19 protein-coding genes are annotated in these 19100 nt (G+C 58.9%); 12 read left to right on the top strand and 7 right to left on the bottom strand.

The window, feature by feature from the left end:
• The 6 genes from D3872_RS26155 to D3872_RS24965 form a co-directional block, all read left to right on the top strand.
• The coding region (locus D3872_RS26155) for a hypothetical protein (protein ID WP_119813292.1) at positions 1-269 on the top strand (269 nt) is incomplete at its 5' end.
• A 470-nt stretch (positions 270-739) separates the two neighbouring features.
• Entirely contained in the window at positions 740-988 is a 249-nt protein-coding gene (locus tag D3872_RS24955) for an MCP four helix bundle domain-containing protein (RefSeq protein WP_119813293.1), read from the top strand.
• An 11-nt stretch (positions 989-999) separates the two neighbouring features.
• Positions 1000-1359, top strand: coding sequence for a HAMP domain-containing protein (locus tag D3872_RS27595; RefSeq protein WP_182915937.1), 360 nt, complete (start codon positions 1000-1002; stop codon positions 1357-1359).
• 117 nt (positions 1360-1476) lie between these two features.
• A complete protein-coding gene (locus tag D3872_RS27600) occupies positions 1477-1620 on the top strand; it encodes a methyl-accepting chemotaxis protein (protein WP_370660992.1) in 144 nt (47 codons plus the stop codon).
• Positions 1602-1994, top strand: a complete 393-nt coding sequence (locus D3872_RS27605; RefSeq protein ID WP_147374010.1) for a methyl-accepting chemotaxis protein — start codon at positions 1602-1604, stop codon at positions 1992-1994. Before D3872_RS27600 ends, D3872_RS27605 begins: the two co-directional genes overlap by 19 nt.
• 33 nt (positions 1995-2027) lie before the next feature.
• Positions 2028-3226 (top strand): IS3 family transposase gene (locus tag D3872_RS24965; RefSeq protein WP_119810116.1). Its coding sequence is split into 2 segments (ribosomal slippage): positions 2028-2313 and positions 2313-3226, totalling 1200 coding nucleotides; the frame shifts between segments, so codons are not numbered across the junction.
• A 158-nt stretch (positions 3227-3384) separates the two neighbouring features.
• On the opposite strand, the gene D3872_RS24970 is transcribed toward D3872_RS24965, so the two are convergent.
• Complete coding sequence (locus D3872_RS24970; protein WP_229459519.1) at positions 3385-4353, bottom strand: alpha/beta fold hydrolase; 969 nt, start codon at positions 4351-4353, stop codon at positions 3385-3387.
• Here D3872_RS24970 and D3872_RS25440 point away from each other — a divergent pair.
• Complete coding sequence (locus D3872_RS25440) at positions 4352-4534, top strand: hypothetical protein (protein ID WP_147374011.1); 183 nt, start codon at positions 4352-4354, stop codon at positions 4532-4534. The two genes, D3872_RS24970 and D3872_RS25440, sit on opposite strands and share 2 nt — an antisense overlap.
• 479 nt (positions 4535-5013) lie before the next feature.
• On the opposite strand, the gene D3872_RS24975 is transcribed toward D3872_RS25440, so the two are convergent.
• The gene (locus D3872_RS24975) at positions 5014-6417 is read right to left on the bottom strand and encodes an aldehyde dehydrogenase family protein (RefSeq protein ID WP_182915938.1); all 1404 of its coding nucleotides are present in this window, start codon (positions 6415-6417) and stop codon (positions 5014-5016) included.
• A gap of 377 nt (positions 6418-6794) precedes the next feature.
• Between D3872_RS24975 and D3872_RS24980 the strand changes: the two genes are divergently transcribed.
• Positions 6795-9560: an ATP-binding protein gene (locus D3872_RS24980; RefSeq protein ID WP_119813295.1), complete on the top strand. Its 2766-nt coding sequence runs from the start codon at positions 6795-6797 to the stop codon at positions 9558-9560.
• Positions 9561-9871: 311 nt separating this feature from the next.
• Here D3872_RS24980 and D3872_RS24985 read toward each other — a convergent pair whose 3' ends face one another.
• Positions 9872-10825: a LysR family transcriptional regulator gene (locus tag D3872_RS24985; RefSeq protein ID WP_119813296.1), complete on the bottom strand. Its 954-nt coding sequence runs from the start codon at positions 10823-10825 to the stop codon at positions 9872-9874.
• A gap of 108 nt (positions 10826-10933) precedes the next feature.
• Here D3872_RS24985 and D3872_RS24990 point away from each other — a divergent pair, with 108 nt between their 5' ends.
• A complete protein-coding gene (locus D3872_RS24990) occupies positions 10934-11635 on the top strand; it encodes a pirin family protein (protein ID WP_119813297.1) in 702 nt (233 codons plus the stop codon).
• Between the two features lie 36 nt (positions 11636-11671).
• Entirely contained in the window at positions 11672-12091 is a 420-nt protein-coding gene (locus tag D3872_RS24995; RefSeq protein ID WP_119813298.1) for a DoxX family protein, read from the top strand.
• Between the two features lie 360 nt (positions 12092-12451).
• Here D3872_RS24995 and D3872_RS25000 read toward each other — a convergent pair whose 3' ends face one another.
• The 3 genes from D3872_RS25000 to D3872_RS25005 form a co-directional block, all read right to left on the bottom strand.
• The gene (locus D3872_RS25000; RefSeq protein WP_182915939.1) at positions 12452-13162 is read right to left on the bottom strand and encodes an ATP-binding response regulator; all 711 of its coding nucleotides are present in this window, start codon (positions 13160-13162) and stop codon (positions 12452-12454) included.
• Positions 13163-13184: 22 nt separating this feature from the next.
• Entirely contained in the window at positions 13185-13481 is a 297-nt protein-coding gene (locus D3872_RS25445; RefSeq protein WP_147374012.1) for a HAMP domain-containing histidine kinase, read from the bottom strand.
• 415 nt (positions 13482-13896) lie between these two features.
• Entirely contained in the window at positions 13897-14775 is an 879-nt protein-coding gene (locus D3872_RS25005) for an SDR family oxidoreductase (RefSeq protein ID WP_119813300.1), read from the bottom strand.
• A gap of 169 nt (positions 14776-14944) precedes the next feature.
• On the opposite strand from D3872_RS25005, the gene D3872_RS25010 reads away from it, so the two are divergent.
• A complete protein-coding gene (locus D3872_RS25010) occupies positions 14945-15844 on the top strand; it encodes a LysR family transcriptional regulator (protein ID WP_119813301.1) in 900 nt (299 codons plus the stop codon).
• 100 nt (positions 15845-15944) lie between these two features.
• Entirely contained in the window at positions 15945-16649 is a 705-nt protein-coding gene (locus D3872_RS25015; protein ID WP_119813302.1) for an SDR family oxidoreductase, read from the top strand.
• A gap of 7 nt (positions 16650-16656) precedes the next feature.
• Here the strand turns inward: D3872_RS25015 and D3872_RS25020 are convergent, their stop codons facing one another.
• On the bottom strand, positions 16657-19068 hold the full coding sequence (locus tag D3872_RS25020) for an ATP-binding protein (protein WP_229459520.1): 2412 nt from the start codon (positions 19066-19068) through the stop codon (positions 16657-16659).
• Between the last annotated feature and the right edge of the window lie 32 nt (positions 19069-19100).

Consider the following 19100-nt stretch of genomic DNA (forward strand, 5'->3'; position numbering starts at 1 on the left):
AGTGCTACGCCGCGCATTTACTGGCGATCCGATCATGCCAGCTGCGTAGCGGCCGAACAGTTAACAATCGCATTCAATACCATGGCCCGAAGCGCAAACTGACCGCCCAGAAGAGGGAGAAGGCACAGTTCATGACTATCTTCATCAACGGAAAACAAAGGCGGGTACGTCGTCCGGTCCTGATCGATGGCCTGGATCCCGATGAGTTCTACTTGCGAAATGCCGATTCGATCGCGCTGCATCAAGACGGCCTGGGAATGCATAGCTGAGGCCGAACAAGGCGACATCGCGTTCACCGATGCGGATGACGCGGATTGCTTTGGCCATTCAGGCTGAACAGTTACCTGTTCGCTTTGTTGAGTTAAGCCACATAACGGGTCGACGAAGGTTTGTAACGACCTCGACCGGTCCAAAAACGATGGAGAGCATTATGAAACTTCGAGACTTGCGTATCGGGCTGAGGCTCTGCCTTGGGATTGGATTGATCGTATCGATCTTCACCATTTCTCACGCAATCAGCGGCTGGTTAAGCGCAGAGAGAATCGCGACACGACGATAGTCACGCTTAACGCATCGAATGACAAGCCAAGCACATTGGCAATAAAAGTGCTTTGTACGAAGTCGCATTACCATTCGGAACCTCGGCCTTTATAGTGAGCTGGCGCTTGTACAAAGCGAGGTTACCAAGATCCCGGCGCTGCATCAGCGCTATGGAGATGCAAAGAAAAAACTGAATGCAATGGTTCTTGATGAGGAAGAAAAGGCGATTTTCAGGGAAATTACAAAACTTGAAAATGAAATCCAGGCGCCATTGGTCAAGGTAATTGAGCTTGCCTTGGATTCCGATACGCCGGCTGCGGCCAAACTCATTGCCGATAGGTTCGATCCCCTGAGCGGCAGGACGAAACAAATGGACCGCCTGGTCAAGCACCAAGAGAAAACTTCGGGGCATTCATTCAAGATGCGGCAGTCACGGCGGCGCGCCTGACCGAGTCGTTCGTGGTAGTCAGTGTCGTCACCATCGCTTTTGCAGGACTGATCGGCTGGGCTCTTACCCGCAGTATCACCTCGCCACTTTCAGGCGCCTTGCAAGTCGCCAGAAGAGTCGCCGAAGGCGAGCTGTCTTTTGGCCGAGAAGTAACCGGCAAAGACGAAATCAGCGAACTTCTTCTTGCACTAAAAAATATGACTGCCAGCTTGGCCCATATCGTCATCGATGTGCGCAATGGTACCGAAACCATCAGCCTGGCATCCAGGGAAATTGCTTCTGGAAATGCTGACTTGTCTTCTCGAACTGAAGCGCAAGCGGGTGCCATCGAGGAACCGCTTCGTCTATGGAACAGATCACCGTCATGGTGAGACAGAATGCGGGAAATGCCACACAGGCCACCAAACCGCCCAATCAGCATCCCGCCAGGCGGTTGAAGGGGGCGAGGTCGTTGCAAAGGTCGTCGCCACGATGAAACTGATTCGGGAATGCTCAACCAGAATTTTGACATTATCGGTGTCATTGACGGGATTGCTTTCCAAACCAATATTCTGGCATTGAATGCCGCAGTGGAAGCTGCGCATGCGGAGCAGGGGACGCGGTTTCGCGGTGGTTGCTTCAGAAGTGCGTAGCCTCCAAGCGAGCAGCCGAGGCTGCGCAAGAAATCAAACTTCTTATTAGTGATTCAGTTGAGAAAGTGGAGGAAGGTAGCCGCCTGGTCGATTGCGCCGGCAATACAATGAGTCAAATTGTTCAGTCGATCCAGCACGTCGCTACCATCATGTCGGAGATTACTGTCGCGAGCCAGGAACAAAGTTCCGGCATCGAGGAAATGGACCGCGCAATACGGCAGATGGATGAAATGACACTGCAAAATGCTGCGCTCGTCGAAGAGGCTGCGGCGGCTGCATCCAGCATGCAAGATCAGGCAGAAAAGCTCAAACAAACTGTTGACCAGTGCGTGCCTATAGTGGATCCACAATTTGAGACAGTGACTACGGGGTAGTTTAAGCTGTCGTCCTCGAAAGGATGGCAGCAAATGGGTGAAGCAAAGAAACGCAAGGTGCATACGGCCGAATTCAAGGCGAAGGTAGGCCTGGAGGCGGTGCGCGGGGTGAAGACGATCACGGAAATCGCACAGACGTACGGTGTGCATCCGCAACTGGTCGGACAGTGGAAGAAGGAGATTTTGGAATCTGCCGGCGCTCTGTTCGAGACCAAGCGGGGCCCCAAACCGACCGAGGTCAAGAGCGGCGAGGATCGGCTGTACGGCGAGATCGGCCGGCTGAAGATGGAGAATGACTGGCTTAAAAAAAAGTTGGGGGAGTGAGCCTTGATGCCAGGATGGGCTGGGTCGACGGTGCCGATGAGCTGCCCCTGAGCCGGCAATGCGAACTGGCGGAAGTGCCGCGCGCGACGGTGTACCGGCGGCTCGCCGCCAAGGTGCCGGAGGATGCAGGTGCGGAGGACTTGCTGCTGTGCCGGCTGATCGATGAGGAATACACGAACAGGCCGTTCTATGGCAGCCGGCGCATGGTGGTGTTTTTGCGCGCAGCGGGCCGCGTTGTCAACCGCAAGCGGGTACAGCGCCTGATGCGCAGCATGGGACTGGCGGGCATGGCGCCCGGACCGAACACCAGCAAGGCACATCCTCGGCACAAGGTCTACCCGTACCTGCTGCGGGGTGTACCGGTCACGCGGCCGAACCAGGTGTGGAGCACGGACATAACCTATCTAAGGCTGGCGCGCGGCTTCGCCTACCTGGTGGCCGTGATTGACTGGTACAGCCGCAAGGTGCTGTCCTGGCGGCTCAGCAACAGCATGGATGCTTCGTTCTGCGTGGACTGCCTGGAGGACGCCCTGCGCGAGCATGGCAGGCCCGAGGTGTTCAATAGCGACCAGGGCTCGCAGTTCACGAGCGCGGCCTTCACGGACGTTCTCAAGCGCGAAGGCGTGGCCATCAGCATGGATGGACGCGGACGGGCCTTGGACAACATTTTCGTCGAGCGATTGTGGCGCAACGTGAAGCACGAGGATGTGTACTTGAAGGGCTATGCCAACATGGCGGAGCTGATGGTGGGACTGGCGCAATACTTCGCGTTCTACAACGCCGAGCGACCGCACCAGTCCCTTGGCTACAAGACGCCGGCCAGCGTCTATCGCAGTGGAATCGGCGGCGGAGCGTTGATCGTCGACAAGTACGGCAGCGCTGAAGTGGCGGCGCCCGAAACCGCGTGACCGCAGCAGGCCATGCCGGCGGCGGCCCCTGGAGGATGAAGCCCTCCAGCGGCAAGGAAGTAGGATCACGGGGCAGCGCCGACCAGCTGCAGCGGTGGAAACGGACACAGCTTAAACTCGCTGAAAGATTGTCTTGACCGATGGGTCCACTTTAGGGCCTAAGTCATCGGCAGCGGTGTCGTACGGACAAAAATTCCCATATATGCAGCAACCGCCTCGGGATATTGATGCTGAGGTCCGTGGCCGGCACTCGGATAAGTGAGCAACTGCAGCGTCGGCAATTGGCCGCTGAGTGCATACCAGTTCTCCACAGGGAAGATGATGTCGTGATCGCCCCCGATATGCAACACTGGCATTGTCGTATGTTTCAACATTTCTAAAATGGCATCCGCCGGAAACACAGGGTTGGATGGCTTGTTACCGAGGTTCTCGGCTGCCCAAGCGACTGGTACTGGAGGGCTGCGTCCCTCGCTCCGAGCAGCCAAGCGCGCGGACGAGCGAAGCGCTGCGGCGCGGCTCGACGCCGATGCTGGCTCGAAGAACAGGATGGTTTCATGCTCGATCGTGTAGTCGGGGATGACGGCGGTATCGTAAAACAGCTGTTCCGAAGCTTTGACCATCGGCCCAGGCGGCGTGGTGCCGATCAGGATCGCGTGGGTAACTCGCTGCGCATGTGCGGCCATGACAATCTGCGCCACCATGCCGCCGAGCGACCAGCCGCTGATAACGACATCTTGCAGGTCAAGTGCATCGATCAAGTCGCTGGCATCCTGTGCCATATCAACCGGATTCATCGACTTGGTTCCGCTGGACAGCCCGATGCCGCTGTAGTCAAAGCTTATGACGCGAAAGCCATTGGCAGCGAGCGCATCAAGGAACGCGGGATCCCATATATCCATCGTCCCACGAAAACGCGCGCACAAAACGATTGGGCGTCCCTCGCCGATTGAACGGTAGGCTAAGGTACGGCCCTTCGATTCGACAGTTTGATTGGGGGAATTGACGGCACTTGTGCTCATTGAAATCTCCTGGATTGAAAGTTCGGCAGCGCTGAGAAAGTCGTTGTAGGGGTCGATGAACAGCGAGGCAGTGTCGCCCTTGGTGTTCCGATTCGAAATTTCGTGCATGATGCTTCTCCTTGAAGTTTCGGACGCCATGCCCTATTTTTACGCATGGCATTACCAAAGCAATATCACCATTCGCGTCGATGCGGATGAAGGTGTCCGGAGCGAATGGCGTGGCAATCATCGCTGGCCTGCCCGCCACTACAGGATCTGTCTGCGCGCTAACACAGAAGCCGACCAGTGATCGACCTTTGCCCAGGCTGGCACCGAGAAAAATGGGCCACGATTTACCGGCGATGGTAATGTTGTCGTGTTCACCCATCGGTGGCTCCTATCAACACGGTGAGCAAGGTTTGCGAAGCCGCCTTTATGCCTGCACGAATATGGTTAAGTATGGCGGTCTCGACTAAATGAATGGGGAACAATTAAAGTGTAGGGGAGGCGCGTGTGATGAGTGAGTAAATCGTTGTTAACCCGTATAAATCGGACCTCATGGCAGTGCTGCCGCGAGACGTCCCCCCATCGCGCTCAACAACGAGTCCCCACGCGTGTGGAATTCGTCGCAGACAGCAGGGCCAACGCTGTTTAGATCAATGTGCCGACACAGCGTGCAGGCCATCACTCGCTGATGTAGTGAAAACGTTGGGCCGCGCGCTTCGACGCTCGGTCGGCAAACTTAGCATGCAAAGTCAGCGTGGAGGCAGCGGCCATTCCCGATGCAACTCACAGGGGCAATGCTTTCGAGAAGCGCTGGATCATTCGATACCTGGCGTCCCCGTCTCCTTCGGCATAGGAAGCACGCCATTTTGAATCAACAGCCCCAGCGAAGTCGTTGTGGGCGATGCGCGTGCCCTCACCGCCCGCGATCATGCAAAGGAGGTCATCCAGGTCCGCGTCCTCAGGATCAGCAAAGATGGAGACCATGGCTTGCCCAGTCAATTCCTTCGCCGCCTCCAGCAATTGTTCGGCTGTAGCGCATCGCACCAGCAATGCGACAGGTCCGCTCATCCCTGCCGCGAGCCGCGGTTGCGCAAGCAAGGTCGCAGCATCTGTTTCGAATACGACCGCCTGAGCGGCCCACGTGCCGCAAGCTACTTCACCCTCACCAATGCGTTCAACGCCGCCATTGACAAGGAAACGGGTAAGGCTCTGCATATAGTCAGCGTGGGCACTTGGCGTGAGAAAACCGAACGTGGCAGCGCAAATGGCGTCCACTAACGCCTCACGCATGTCGACAAACCCCTCGCAATCGACTGCGAACAGTACTGTGGCGCGTGAAGCCAGCTGCCCCGATGCATCGTTTGCTTGCGCAGCGAACTTCCTGGCGATATTTTCGGCGCGTGCGTTGAGCGCATATGGCAGGATGAATACTGGATTAACATCGCCTTCCTGCAAAAATACTTGTATGTCGGAGTTTCCGGCGCGGGCTGCGGCAGCCTGCGTAGCGTAATGATTTGGACTGGGGGATGCAATTGCCGAGATCGAATGCCCACTCAACAACGCACGGATGCCAGTATCATCCCCTCCCAAAAGCATGGAAAAGACGCCGTCGGGCAAACCTGTTTCGGCGATGCCGGCCTGTAGCGCACGTCCCAGCAGTTCCGATATGCCCGGGAGACCCGGGTCGGCAACCGCGATGACCGCGCAGCCTGCAGCTAAGGCATTGAGGGTGAAGGTACCGGCCACTGAAACGGACATTGAAATCCGGTTGCTTCCAAACACGACGATTGTCCCCAACCCCAGCCTTGTCGGCATTGAAAACCGTGCACGCAGGGCCGCGGCGATGCAACGATACTCGTCAGCCAGACCGGAAAGTTCAGCTGCGGCCCTTTCAGCAGTCACTCCGGTTTCGAGCATCATCCGTGCGGCTAACTGCACCTCGATCCGTTTCATGTGGTATGCGACCGACTCCATGAAATCCGCCCGTTGCGCCAGGCGCACTTGAGAGGCAACGAGCGCGGCGCCTTGCGCGAGTGTGCAAGCCAGCTCGGCATCCTCCGGCCCAGCGCTACGATAACCAGGCTCCAGCTGCATGCAGCCGACGGGATCGACAGCGTGTATCAGGCGCCCCCGGCCGCGAACGTCATACCTTCCAATAATCAAATTGCCTGTTAGCTCGGTTTTCATTGACCAAGGGCCTCGCGAGAATGCAGAATGGTACAGATCGTTCGTCATTGTATGAACCGTTGGTCACAAGGGTGAATAAAATGTTGTAAAGCCTTGTAAACCAACTGTGCGAAGAGTCGCGCGCCGCCGCAATGTGTCGACAGGCAGCCTGAACGATTAGATTTTCCTTGGCGCATTGAATGCGAACCCGCTGATGTCGTCCCGGTAAAGGAGTAGTGACACTTAGCGAATATCGACTTACCGTGTGTCAGCATGTCGTCTATGATTTCACTATTCAAACGGCTTAATGCAAACACTCGCCGAACTGCAGTCCGGTTATTTAAGTCGGATTTCCAACACAGGAATCGCAGCCAAAGCGCACGAACCGGAAAGTAACGATGTATAGCTTCGATACATTTCAACTCATCCCTGCACGCCGCCTGCTGCTCGACGCTGATCAGCCGGTCCTATTGGGAGGCCGCGCGTTCGACATTCTCGCGCTCTTGCTTGAGCGCGCCGGCGAAGTCGTCGAAAAGGATGAACTCATTGCACGTGCCTGGCCGAAAACCTGCGTTGAGGAAGCCAACCTGCGCGTCCACGTCAGCGCACTCCGGAAGGCGTTGGGTGACGGCCGCCAGAAGCGTCGTTTCATCGCCAGCATTGCAGGCCGCGGCTACAGTTTCGTGGCCCCAGTCGACCGCGATGTCGGCGCCGGGACCACGCCGCGCGGGCTCGATACTTTGCGCACCTCGCCGCGCGGCCTGCCGAAGCTCTTCGGCAGGGATAACGCCATCGGCGCGCTCGCCGCGTGCCTGGACTCGCGACGACTGATTACTATTGTCGGTCCGGGCGGAATCGGAAAAACGACCGTGGCACTTGCAGTGGCAAACCACACTCTAGGCAATTACCCTTTTCCGCCCTGCCTTGTAGACTTGACATCGGTCGCCAGCGGTACGCTGGTGTCCGGTGCTGTTGCTGCGGCCCTGCAGCTTCCGACGACTTTTGTGGATCCATTGGCAGGCATCCTGATGCACCTGCGCGAGCGTCGCATGCTGTTAATCCTTGATAACTGCGAGCATTGTATTGACGCAGTCGCTGGATTGGCCGAACAATTGCTCGATGGCGCGCCCTCGCTGACCATCCTGGCCACCAGCCGCGAATCGCTGCGGGCCTCGTACGAACTGATCTACCGACTACCATCACTGTCCGTGCCGGCGATCGATGCAGAGATCGACGCTTCGGCCGTAGATAGATACGCTGCGCTCGCCCTGTTCTCCGAACGCATCGCCGCGATTCGCGGCCATGTCGGACATTTGCCGGACGAACTACGCCTCATTGCCGACATATGCCGCAGGCTCGACGGGCTGCCGCTGGCGATTGAGCTGGCCGCGGCACGGATCGACCAGTTTTCCATTCGCGCGCTTGCATCTGGCATCGACGACTGCTTTGCCGTGCTCACCCGCAATCGGCGCAGTGCCCTGCCGCGCCATCAAACGTTGCGAGCAGTGCACGATTGGAGCTACCATTTGCTTTCCCCCGATGAGCAGCGGGTGTTGCAGCACCTTTCGGTGTTTCGCGCCAGCTTCACGCTAGATGCTGCGTGCGCGGTCGCTTCCGATCAGGGAGCCACCGGCCTGGATGACGCCGCAGTTAGCGAATACCTGTTCAACCTCGCTGAAAAATCGCTGATCACGAGCGAGCGCGAAAGCGATGCGATCATAATGTATCGCCTGCTCGACACCACCCGTGCCTACGCTGAGGAAAAATGTGCGGCTAGTGGAAAGCAGGACCAGGTGCGGCGCCGCCATGCCCTGCATTGCTGCGCGCTGGCATGCGAGGCCGAAGTCGATTGGGAAGTTTTGCCTGTGGCATCCTGGCATGCGCGCTATGGGCGCCGCATTGCAGACATCAGATCGGCGCTTAACTGGGCGCTGCAAGGCAATGCGGACGATGCCGATCTCGGCGCGCACCTGATGGCGGTCTCAACCCTGATCTGGATTGAGCTTTCCCTGCTCGATGAACAGCGTGGCTGGATCCAGCGCGCGCTCGAAAGCACGCGAAGCGAATCCGACGAGATGCGTTTGCAGGCGGCGCTGGGAAACGCCCTGTTTCACCTTAACGGCGAAAGAGCCAATGCCGCAGCTGCTTTCGCGCGTGCCTATCAGCTGGCCGGCAATCGGGGCGACATCGTGTCGCACGCGCGCGCCTACAGCGGTCTTTGTGCGAATCAGCTGCTCGATGGCGACTATGCTGCCGCGCTGGCCTCCGGTGCTCACTTCGCGACATTCGTGGAACGCCATGATGCGCCAGTCGCACAACTCATTTTTGACCGGATGATGGCACTAACACTGCATTTTTCCGGTGAACAGGCGCGTGCTGGGGAGCACGCCGAGCGCGTCTATTGGCAACCGGTCTCGTCCCAGCACGACACCCGCAACAGCGGTGTGCAATACGACCAGTGTGTGGCTGCCGCCACCATCCTGGCCAGGATCAGCTGGCTGCGGGGACTCCCCGATCAGGCACTGCGGCTTGCCAAGGAAGCGGTGGATCGAGCGCTGGCAATCGACCATCCAATCTCCTTGTGTTATGCACTGGCAGTTGGAGCATGTCCTATAGCCTACTGGGTGGGCGACAAGGCCAGTTCGGCCACTTTTCTGGCACTCCTGACTGACCGGGCAACTCGCTGCTCATTCCCGCAGTGGCAGTCTTGGGCCGACCATTACCAGTTGATCGATAGCAGCAGCGGCGCCGCACACGGTCAAGGGTTTCGCCTTGATCCCGGCCCGCTCAGTGAAACGCTCTTAACGTTAATGCCGCATCGGGTCGGCCCCGAGGAATTCGCGCGCGCAGAACGAGGTCTTGGCGGATGGTGTCGCCCCGAAGTACTACGCCTGAAAGGGGATGCAATGCTGAAGGCTGGCGCGTCGCCGGCCCAGGCCGACGCCGTTTACCGCCGATCCCTTGAGCTTGGCGCGCAGCAAAGCGCCCTTGCTTGGGAATTGCGCACTTCCATCAGTCTGGCGCGGAATCTCACAACGCAGAATCGTCACCAGGAAGGCGCCACGTTGCTCGAGGCCGCCTTTCTCCGGTTTGACGAGGGCTTTGAAACGCCCGATCTTGTCACGGCGCGCACCTTGTTGCGGACAATTGGCAGCATGCACTGAGCCGGGTGACCCGCATCAGGCATCGCCCCCGCTCACACTCCCGAAGCCGACATTGACAAAGTGACCCGATATCCCGGACCGCACAGTGGATCAACTTTGTCGAAGTGGATTATTTTTCGTTCCAGAATGTTCCGAGGTGCGGCCTCGCCTTCGTCGAATCAAGCGGATTACAGCCAGTACGCACTGCCCATGCGTCCAATTGCGCCTGGGTCGCGACCTGCATCTTGACCTCACACAAAGGAAAATCACCGTGATAGATCGCCGCGCCAGGGCGAATAAATCGTGGCAAAGCCGGATAAATTTCCTGCGCTTCAGTCCGGACACGCCCCTGGACCACGGCCCCGAAGCAACGCCGCGCGGGTCACCGGGCTATCTACCTGGGCAAGCCACCACCGCAGTGCGCGCCCCTGCGAAGTCTTTTCCTTTTTTCGCCACGCATAGCAAAAGGAAAGTTCGTGTTCGGCTCGTTCGACACGCTTGGATAAAAGCCGGCCGGTATCGATATAGGGCTGGGCCAGACATTTGGGCAGAAATCCAATGCCGAGTCCGCGGATATGTGCCTCGATTTTCTCGCGCATGTCGGTCACCGTAAACACATCCTGTCCTGCTAACACGCCAACCGTCAGCCCGCCGCCTCGCTCGATTGAGTCGGCCAGGGCCACAGCGCGGTACTGCCTGATGACATCGTCGCTCAGCGGTTCAGCGGCGGATGCCAGCGGATGATTCGGCCCGACAGCAAACACAAAGCCGACCGTACCGAGCGTCTTCCGTTGTAGCCCGACGGTGGTATTGGCATCCAGCACAACCCCGAGCGCTAAGTCTGCCTGGCCGGAGGTCAGGGCGTCGAGCGTGCCGGACAAGGTCTCGGTGCGCAGCTTAAGGCGCGTCGGCGGATTCAACGCGAAAAAGGCCTCGCATAGCTCCATCATCGTGGTCCGGTCGATGATGCTGTCGACCGCAATTGTCAATTGCGATTCCCAGCCCGTCGCGACCCGTTTGACGCGGTTTGCCACAGCGTCAATGTCGACTAGCAGGCGAGCAGCCTCGCGCAGCAGCTCTGCCCCGGCCTCGGTCAGTCTGGCCTGACGCGAACTACGGTCGAACAGCAAGACGTCCAGCGCATCCTCGATCGCCCGTACCCGATAGGTTAAGGCGCTCGGCACCATGTTGCTCGCACGCGCAGCCGCGGCGAAGCTGCCGGTGCGCGCGATCTCCTGCAACATGGCGAGGGCGGCCGGTGTAAGAACGTCGCGTGGAGAAGACATGAAGCGCTTTCATTCAAATAAATTGAATGATGCCATCAATTGGCCAGGACCGCCAAGCACCGCCCCACGTACACAATGGCTCCTATCAACTCAGGAGGTACATCGATCATGATCACTATTCGCGAAGCACAGGAACGCGGCCACGCCAATCATGGCTGGCTGAAAAGCGACCATTCATTTTCGTTCGCCGAGTATTACGACCCGGCGCACATGGGGTGGGGTAATCTTCGCGTCATCAATGAAGACCGTATTGCGCCAGGATCCGGCTTCGGCAAACACGGGCACAGGGATATGGAAATCATTTCCTACGTATTGTCGGGAGAATTGGCGCACCAGGATAGCATGGGCAACGTCAAGGGAATCCCGCCCGGTGACGTCCAGCGCATGAGCGCGGGAACGGGTGTTGTTCATTCCGAGTTCAATCACGCGGACGACCAGACTACGCATTTCCTGCAGATCTGGTTGTTGCCAAACGCAAGCGGCATCGCGCCCAGCTACGAACAGAAAACCATTCCGACAAGCGAGAAACGCGGCAGGCTGCGCCTGATCGGCTCGCCTACCGGCGCCAATGGATCTATCACGCTCAACGCAGATGCAGCCTTGTATTCAGGCTTGTTCGACGGCAGCGAAGCTGCCGAACTGGCGCTCGATCCCGCACGCAAGGCCTATGTACACCTTGTGGGTGGCGCATTGATTGTCAACGGCTATCCGCTATCGAGCGGCGACGCGCTGCTGCTCGAAGGCGAAAGCCAGGTCACGCTCACGGCCGGTGTCGATGCGGAGGTGCTCGTGTTCGACCTCGCCGCCTGATTTGCAAATTCACACTTCATTCAATAGGAATCTATCATGTTTAAATCGCTTCAAAACCCTCTTTCGCTGTCGGCACGCCTGTTGCTGGCCGCCTTATTCATCCCAGCGGGAATCAGCAAGCTCACCGCGTTTGCCGGCACCGTCTCTTACATCTCATCGGCGGGGCTGCCTTTGCCGCATGTCGCGGCGGCGCTGGCATTGGCTGTTGAAATTATTGGCGGCGTGGCACTCGTGCTAGGGGCCCGCACCCGGCTGGCGGCAATGGCGCTGGCATTCTTTACGCTGGTGGCGTCCTACTTCTTCCACAATTACTGGGCCGTTCCGCAAGATCAGCAATTCGTGCAGCAACTGCTGTTCTTTAAGAACATCGCAGTTGCCGGCGGTCTGTTGGGCATTGCGGCATGGGGCGCCGGTGCGTGGAGCCTGGATTCGAAGCGCGAAGCTGTAGCTTCCTAAACGATTCTGCGCAAAAGCGGCGTCCTCGGTCAGGGGCGCCGCTTCGCTTCATAGACCGCTTTGAGCAAGGCCTTACGGCAGAACGGCTCCGACGGCACCGTGTGCACGCCAAACCGCTCGGCCAGCTCAGCTGAACGGATCTACCCAGTCAGGACTCGCGCTGACAGCACGATGGTGGACATGGAATACGCCCTCCTAAGCGCAGCGAGGTAGGTGGCTGCCTCATTCGGATGAGCCACATCGACAATCACAAGTTGTGCTATGCGTGCAGCGGCATCCGCCAAGTTCCCTGCGCTGCCCCGATAGCCAGCCCCCGTCGGCTAGTGATTCACTAGCAGGTGCGAAGGTTATGATGCAGGCTCAACCGGATTTCTGTGGAGGGTTGCGGGTCGAGCGGTCGCCCTTGATCATGGAAACGATCAAGTCCAGCAACCCGCTTAGTTCGACCGGCTTGGCGAGATGCGCCGAGAATCCGGCACGCAGAGCCTGGTGTTCGTCTTCGGCGCGCGCGAATGCCGTCCGTGCAATAGAAGGCAATGCGCAGTGCGCCGCCGACAGACCGCGCACCTCACGAATGAAGGTGTAGCCGTCTTTGCCGGGCATGCTAATGTCACTGATGATGGCATCCGGTACCGTCGCCGCCAGTTCAGCAAGAGCGTCGTCAAAGGAGCGCACTTCAGCACCGCGCGCTTCAAGGTATTGCTGCAGAAAATCACTGGCATCCATGTCGTCGCCGACAAGAACCAGCGAAACGCCCCGAAGGTCGTGTTCGAATAATTGCTGACCCCGGCCCTCGCTGGCCACTTCGTGCTGGAGCGTTGGGAACGTCAGCGTTAATTGGGCGCCCTCGCCGGTACCCGCACTGGCAGCGCACACCGTGCCCCCGTGCAGCTCCATAATCTGCTTGACGATTGATAGCCCCAAGCCCAGGCCGCCTTGGATTCGCGTGGTCGAGGCGTCGCCTTGGCGGAATCGATCGAACAGGAGCGGGAGGAAATCAGGATCAATGCCGCCACCGTTGTCTTCGACAATCACTTGAGCGTACTGTGTGCAGACGAGGATAATACGCACCGCGCCCCCGGCTGGCGTGAATTTAATCTTTAATCGCGATTTCCGCAAGGTTAAGGATTGCCTGTCCGAGCCGTACCGAGTCGCCCCTTACCAGGACCGGCTTGGGACCACAAACCACTTCCAGGCTGATTCCTTTGGTCTCGGCCGAGTGTCGTAAATTATCGGCGGCAGCATGCACTGTGTCGAAGGTCAAGCAGTCAGCATGATAGTGGGGATTTTTGAATCGTCGCGCACGCGGCGCGCGGCGCGCGGTATGCATCCCGTCCTCACCAGGCAGCTTCAAGCCGGGGATAACCACATCGACGAGGTCCCGCTCCATCAGGCCACTAATTTCGCGCCCGTCGGGAAGCGCACCGACGCGCAGAATTATTATCCGTAAGGTATGTGGCGATCATCTGGCGGATCGCGCTATCGTCTTCGACGACCAATGGATGGACTGGTACCGCAACGGGCAGATGGGCGATGTAGACAGTTGCGTGCAAGGGCCTGCCACTTTAACTGTGCCGGCGAAACGCCGGCGAATATCAAGAAATCCTGGCAGTGCCATGGCATGGGAGCCGGCGCGACTCACGTCAGCCCCGCGAAACCGCTCCGCACCATGAACTTGCCAGGATTATTTTTTTACTTGCTCGATCACGCGCCCGTCTTCCTAAGTATTCTATGTGGTGCGCTCGATCGGATTAAGATCGACAAACAATGAGTTCCATAAAGGAATCCATTGAGAAGAGTGGAGATCAGACAAATGCAGGCTTGTTGGATGCCAGGTAAGCGCTCAGCGGGGTCAGTGGACGCCCCAGCAGGCGTTCTCCGTCCGGCGAGACCACGGCGGCCTGGTTCGAAGCGAACACTTCGAACAGTTCCAACATGCCATTCGCCTGCCACGCCGGCCAGCCCGTCGAAAGTAGCGACTGCAGAGTCGTCGCTTCATCCGGCGAGACATAAGCAACCGGCTTGCCGGTGACGGCGGCGAAGCGTGTGGCGATTTCGACGCCGGACAACAGCTCCGGGCCGGTGATTGCGTAGGCCTTGCCTTCATGGCCATCGGTTGACAAGATCGTCGCGGCGATTTCGCCAATGTCAGCGATGTTCAGCGGAGCGAAGCGGCCCTCGCGCACGCCAAGGTAGAGGGCGCCCTGCTTGATGCCATCTGCCCAGCCAAGGAAGTTTTCTTGGAAGAAGATTGTGCGAAGGTGAGTCCAGTTTAAACCCGATGCCTCGAGGTATTTTTCACCGAATCGGAACTGGCGACCGAAGAGGATTGATTCGTATTCGGCGCCAAAGACCGAATAGAAAACCACGTGTTTGACGGTTCCAGCGCGTACTGCGGCGTCGATGGCGTGTTTGGCGTGCTGTTCACGATTCTCGACGTTGCCGATAATCAGAAATAGCTTGTCCACGCCTTCGAACGTAGCGCCCAGGGTGGCTGGCTGATCGAGGTCCATGATTACGGTCTCGATCGATGGGAAGCGAGCCTGCAGCGAGCGGGCCTTCGCCTCAGTGCGTACGCCGGCGCGAACAACGACGCTATCGCCGTGCTTGCGGGTAAGTGCCTCGATTGTGGCGACGCCGTTATTGCCGGCCGCGCCGATAATCAGAAGGGTAGATTTTTTCACGATGCAAACTCCATTGAATAGGTACGACTGGGATGGATGAGCCCGCGATGTGCATGGCTTCCATAATTTTGAGGCGCCAAGCCGATGTGGCTGGCAACCTGTGAGAGGCAGAATAACTGTTTACCCTTGCGAGATAAATCAGCTCAAATGAGAAAGATAATTTCGAAAAATGGCACAATATGATTTGGTAAGCCTGCGCAGCTTTATCACCGTGGTCGAATGCGGAAGCTTTGTGCGCGCGGCCGAACAACTGGGCGCCAGCACCGCTGCCATCAGCCGCCACGTGGCAACGCTAGAGCGTGCGCTCGATACCCAGCTGATCAGTCGGACCACACGCCGGAGCGACCTGACGGAAGCAGGCCGGCGCTTCTACGAGGACCTGCAAAGCGTTTTTCAGTTGCTTGGAGCAGCCGAAGAGCGCGTGCGGGTGGGTCGCGAAAGCGTGACCGGACTGCTGCGGGTAGCGGTCCCGCTCAGCTTCGGAATCGCGCGCATGGCTCCCTTGTTGCCGGCCTTCATGCGGCGCCATCCAGACTTGAAGATCGAACTGCTGCTCGAGGATCGCTACACCGACTTGCAGGCCGAAGGGATTGACGTAGCGATCCGGATCGGGTCTTTGCGCGACTCTTCGCTGGTGGCCACGCGAATCGGCACAGTGGCGCGGCTGTTTTGTGCGGCGCCGGCCTACCTGATGGAAAAAGGCGAACCACAGCACCCGGTGGACCTGCAGGGACATAGCTGCCTGCATTACAGCTTGTTGAGCGTTCGCGAGGAATGGAGCGTTGCCTTCGACGGCACCGGTCATACACCACAGATCAACGGCCCCCTGTCGGCAAATAATGCCGAGGTGCTCGCCGAATGCGCAATCCAGGGAATGGGAATCGTGCTGCTGCCTAGATTCGTCGTAGCGCAAGCCCTTGCCGATGGCCGCCTGCGCGAGGTGCTGACGGCATACAATCCCGATCCCTTCGGCTTATACGCGGTCAGAATTTCGCGCCAGTTCACCCCTGCCCGCTTACGGCTGTTCATTGCCTACATGCGCGAGTCGTTTCAAGACGCATTATTGTGATCGGCGAGACCGACGGTTTACAACGATTAACTATCCAGCGTCCTCCCCTGTTTCTACAATGCTTGGGTGACCTTCGCAACCAGGACAAGGGGGATTTGCCATGAATATCAAAGATTCCGTCGTACTGATCACAGGAGCCAACCGAGGGCTGGGGAAGGCTTGGGCATTGGCGGTGCTGGCCGCAGGCGCCCGTAAGGTGTATGCTGGCGCGCGCGACCCGGCCAGCATCGATATTCCAGGAGTGGTGCCAATTCGCCTGGACATCACCGCGCCGGACCAGGTAGCGGAAGCGGCGAAAAATTGCTCCGATTTAACGCTCCTGATTAATAATGCCGGTATCGCGCGCGGTGGTGATTTGATGGGACCTGAGGCTGCCGATATGGCTCGTGCCGAACTCGAAACCAATCTGTTCGGCACCTTGGCGATGAGCCAGGCATTCGCGCCAGTGCTCGCCAAAAATGGAGGCGGGGCCATACTTAACGTCCTGTCCGTCCTGAGCTGGATTACCCTCCCAGGTGCGGCAACCTATTCGATTTCAAAAGCCGCTACATGGTCGATGACCAACGCCTTGCGAATGTCCCTGCGCGCACAAGGGACCCAGGTTGTCGGCCTGCACGTAGGCTTCATGGAAACCGAGATGACCAGCGGCGTCGATGCACCGAAAGAAGCACCGGCTGACGTGGTGCGGCTTGCCTTGGCGGCAATCGAAGACGGGCAGGAGGAAGTACTTGCCGATGACCTAACGCGCGCTGTAAAAAAAGGACTCTCCGACATCCGCGGCGTCTACCTCGACGCACCTGCATAAGCTGCAATCAACTTGGCACGGAGTTCATCAAGCGATGGATCTCGGCCAAATCTGTATTGTCACCGATGGCGTCGCCGCGTCCGCACAATTGGCCGAGGAGCTCGCCTGCCTCGGCTCCGCGGCGCTGTGCAATCAGTAATCGCGCCAAGCTGAGGCTGGCGCGTACCTCCCATGCCAGTGCCGTTTGGGTGCGGGCGCATGCAATAGCCAAACGGAACGATGCCTCGGCGTCGGCCATGCCGCCAGGACTGGCACGCAGCAGGATGTTCTCGCCGTGCAACCGCAAAATCTCGGGCGTACTGGCTCCTGCGAAGCCATTCTCGGCGCGCGCTATCGCTAGCGGCGACACCAGCCGCCGGTCGAGCGTGCCGAGCACATCGATGTGCAGAGGACCGCACATGGGATTTGCGAGCAGCGCACCAAGCACTTCCGGACCCTCGGCAACGTCTCCGGTACGCAATCCAAGCGCCGTATCGAGACACAAACGCCAGAACCCCGAGTTGGGCAGTGATGACGCGCGCGCCGTTTCGCCGAGCAGGTCGATATAGCGCCGCGCCGCGCGCAAATCGCCGGCCCACAAGGCAATTGAGGCCGTGACCGCAAGCGCATAGCCAGTCGAAATACCGTGCCCTACTTCGAGTGCCTCTTCAATGCATGCGTCGGCCAAATGCAAAGCAGCGACACTGTTTCCTTGCATCCACTCGGTACGCGCACGCAATGCCAGCATCAAGACGCGCTGGTCGATTTGAAAGTTGGAATGAAGCACGCTGCGGCGCTCGGAAACCCGCGCGGCCAGCACCCTGTCGACATGGGCGCCGACCTGGGCATGCTCCCCGTTATAGTGAAATGCAAGCGCCATCAGGCACGAGTGCGCTACCTCAGATGGTCCCGCCACTGAGTGGGACTCCCCATAGCGTTCGGCAAACTGCAAGCCGCGTCGATAGTCGCCGCAATACATACGATCCACGAATGCCCCCCACAGCGCGCGAAGGATGTCGGCCCGATCCCCCGTCTGCTCTGCCAGTTCGAGGGCGGTTTCGAACACTGCTGCGCAATCGCGATGTTGCAGGATGCCGCCAGAATGCATCAGCGCATGGCCGAGTTCCAGGGTCAATTGGAGGGCTTGCCGCGCCTGCAGCACCGCGTCTGTGACGTCAAGCGCGCGCGCCAGCCAGGTCCGGTATTCCGCCAGCATGGCCAACTGGTGCCACAACGGCGCCGAGGCGATTGTGATCCCGGCCCCCATTTCGACATCGCCGTTCCCGCCGAACGCCCATTCGAGCGCGGCGCGAATCTCGACGATAGCTGCGGCGTACCTGTTCAGCCAGTCCGATCTCGAAAGGCTCCCCAGGTCAACGCGCGCCTGCTCGAGGCACGCGCGGCAAAGTGCTGCGTGGGAACGCGCGCATTCTGCGTAATTGCCACTGAGCTGCAATTTCTCCCTGCAGTATGCGCGCGTGGTGTCGAGCAATAGGTAGGTGGATCCGGCGGACCCAGATCCGGATCCGGCCGACAGTAGTGATTTTTCCAGCAGTCTTTCAAGCGTTCCGTGCAGATCGAAGCAACCCGACGCATCGCGTACCGAGATCGCACTCGCGTCGTCAAGCGTGAAACGTCCATTGAAGATCGCTACGGCGATCAACAACTTCTGCTCTTCCGGCGGCAGGGTCTCGTAGCTCCAGTCCAGCGTCGCACGCAAAGTCTGGTGGCGCCGTAGCGCGGTCCGCTTACCACGCGTGAGCAGGCCGAAACGGTCTGTCAGGCGTGCTTCGACGCCAGCCACGCCAAAATGCTCGATGCGCGCCGCGGCCAGTTCGAGCGCCAGCGGAATCCCGTCCAGCCTTCGGCAGATCGCACCAACCGAGGCAGCATTCGAGTCAGAGAATGCAAAGCTGCCGTCAACCGCGCCGGCACGCTCGACAAATAACTGAACCGCCGAGTAGGACAGCATCGCGGAGGACGTAAGCTTGCTCTCGGCAGAAGGAACTTCCAGCGGCGGCAGTCGGTGCACGCGCTCAACCTCCGCCCGCAACGGCTCACGGCTGGTGGCAAGAATTCGGACCTCGAACGTCGCGTGAAGGATCTTTTCGACCAATGGCCCCAGCGCTTCGGTCAAGCGCTCGCAGCTGTCAAGCACGATCAGCACCTTCTGCGTGCGCAAGTGGGCCAGCAGTGCCGCCATTGGATTTGCGTGAAGAATTGGAAGGCGAAACTCGGCAACCAGCGCGGATGGAAGCAAGGAGGGGGCGTCCAGGCTTGCCAAGTCGACAAAGTGAACTGGTAATCCCGGGTCTGCCATTTGGACGACAGCGCGCGCCAGCGTGGTCTTGCCGATGCCGCCGGGTCCGACTAGCGAGACCAGCCGGCGTTCCTGCAAGTCCGCCCGCACCAGTGCCACTAGTGACGCGCGGCCGACCATTCCTGCACTATGCTGCCGGTCAGCCGAAGCGC

The sequence above is a fragment of the Massilia cavernae genome (assembly GCF_003590855.1).
In the GTDB taxonomy this organism is placed as follows: Bacteria; Pseudomonadota; Gammaproteobacteria; order Burkholderiales; family Burkholderiaceae_D; genus Telluria_A; species Telluria_A cavernae.

Bases quoted from the DNA above. Each gene is read 5' to 3' on its own strand.
- D3872_RS24955 (WP_119813293.1), top strand. From the start codon at position 740: ATGGTTCTTGATGAGGAAGAAAAGGCGATTTTCAGGGAAATTACAAAA.
- D3872_RS27600 (WP_370660992.1), top strand. From the start codon at position 1,477: ATGCTCAACCAGAATTTTGACATTATCGGTGTCATTGACGGGATTGCT.
- D3872_RS25440 (WP_147374011.1), top strand. From the start codon at position 4,352: ATGATGCTTCTCCTTGAAGTTTCGGACGCCATGCCCTATTTTTACGCA.
- D3872_RS24970 (WP_229459519.1), bottom strand. From the start codon at position 4,353: ATGCACGAAATTTCGAATCGGAACACCAAGGGCGACACTGCCTCGCTG.
- D3872_RS24975 (WP_182915938.1), bottom strand. From the start codon at position 6,417: ATGAAAACCGAGCTAACAGGCAATTTGATTATTGGAAGGTATGACGTT.
- D3872_RS24980 (WP_119813295.1), top strand. From the start codon at position 6,795: ATGTATAGCTTCGATACATTTCAACTCATCCCTGCACGCCGCCTGCTG.
- D3872_RS24985 (WP_119813296.1), bottom strand. From the start codon at position 10,825: ATGTCTTCTCCACGCGACGTTCTTACACCGGCCGCCCTCGCCATGTTG.
- D3872_RS24990 (WP_119813297.1), top strand. From the start codon at position 10,934: ATGATCACTATTCGCGAAGCACAGGAACGCGGCCACGCCAATCATGGC.
- D3872_RS24995 (WP_119813298.1), top strand. From the start codon at position 11,672: ATGTTTAAATCGCTTCAAAACCCTCTTTCGCTGTCGGCACGCCTGTTG.
- D3872_RS25445 (WP_147374012.1), bottom strand. From the start codon at position 13,481: ATGGAGCGGGACCTCGTCGATGTGGTTATCCCCGGCTTGAAGCTGCCT.
- D3872_RS25010 (WP_119813301.1), top strand. From the start codon at position 14,945: ATGGCACAATATGATTTGGTAAGCCTGCGCAGCTTTATCACCGTGGTC.
- D3872_RS25015 (WP_119813302.1), top strand. From the start codon at position 15,945: ATGAATATCAAAGATTCCGTCGTACTGATCACAGGAGCCAACCGAGGG.
- D3872_RS25020 (WP_229459520.1), bottom strand. From the start codon at position 19,068: ATGGTCGGCCGCGCGTCACTAGTGGCACTGGTGCGGGCGGACTTGCAG.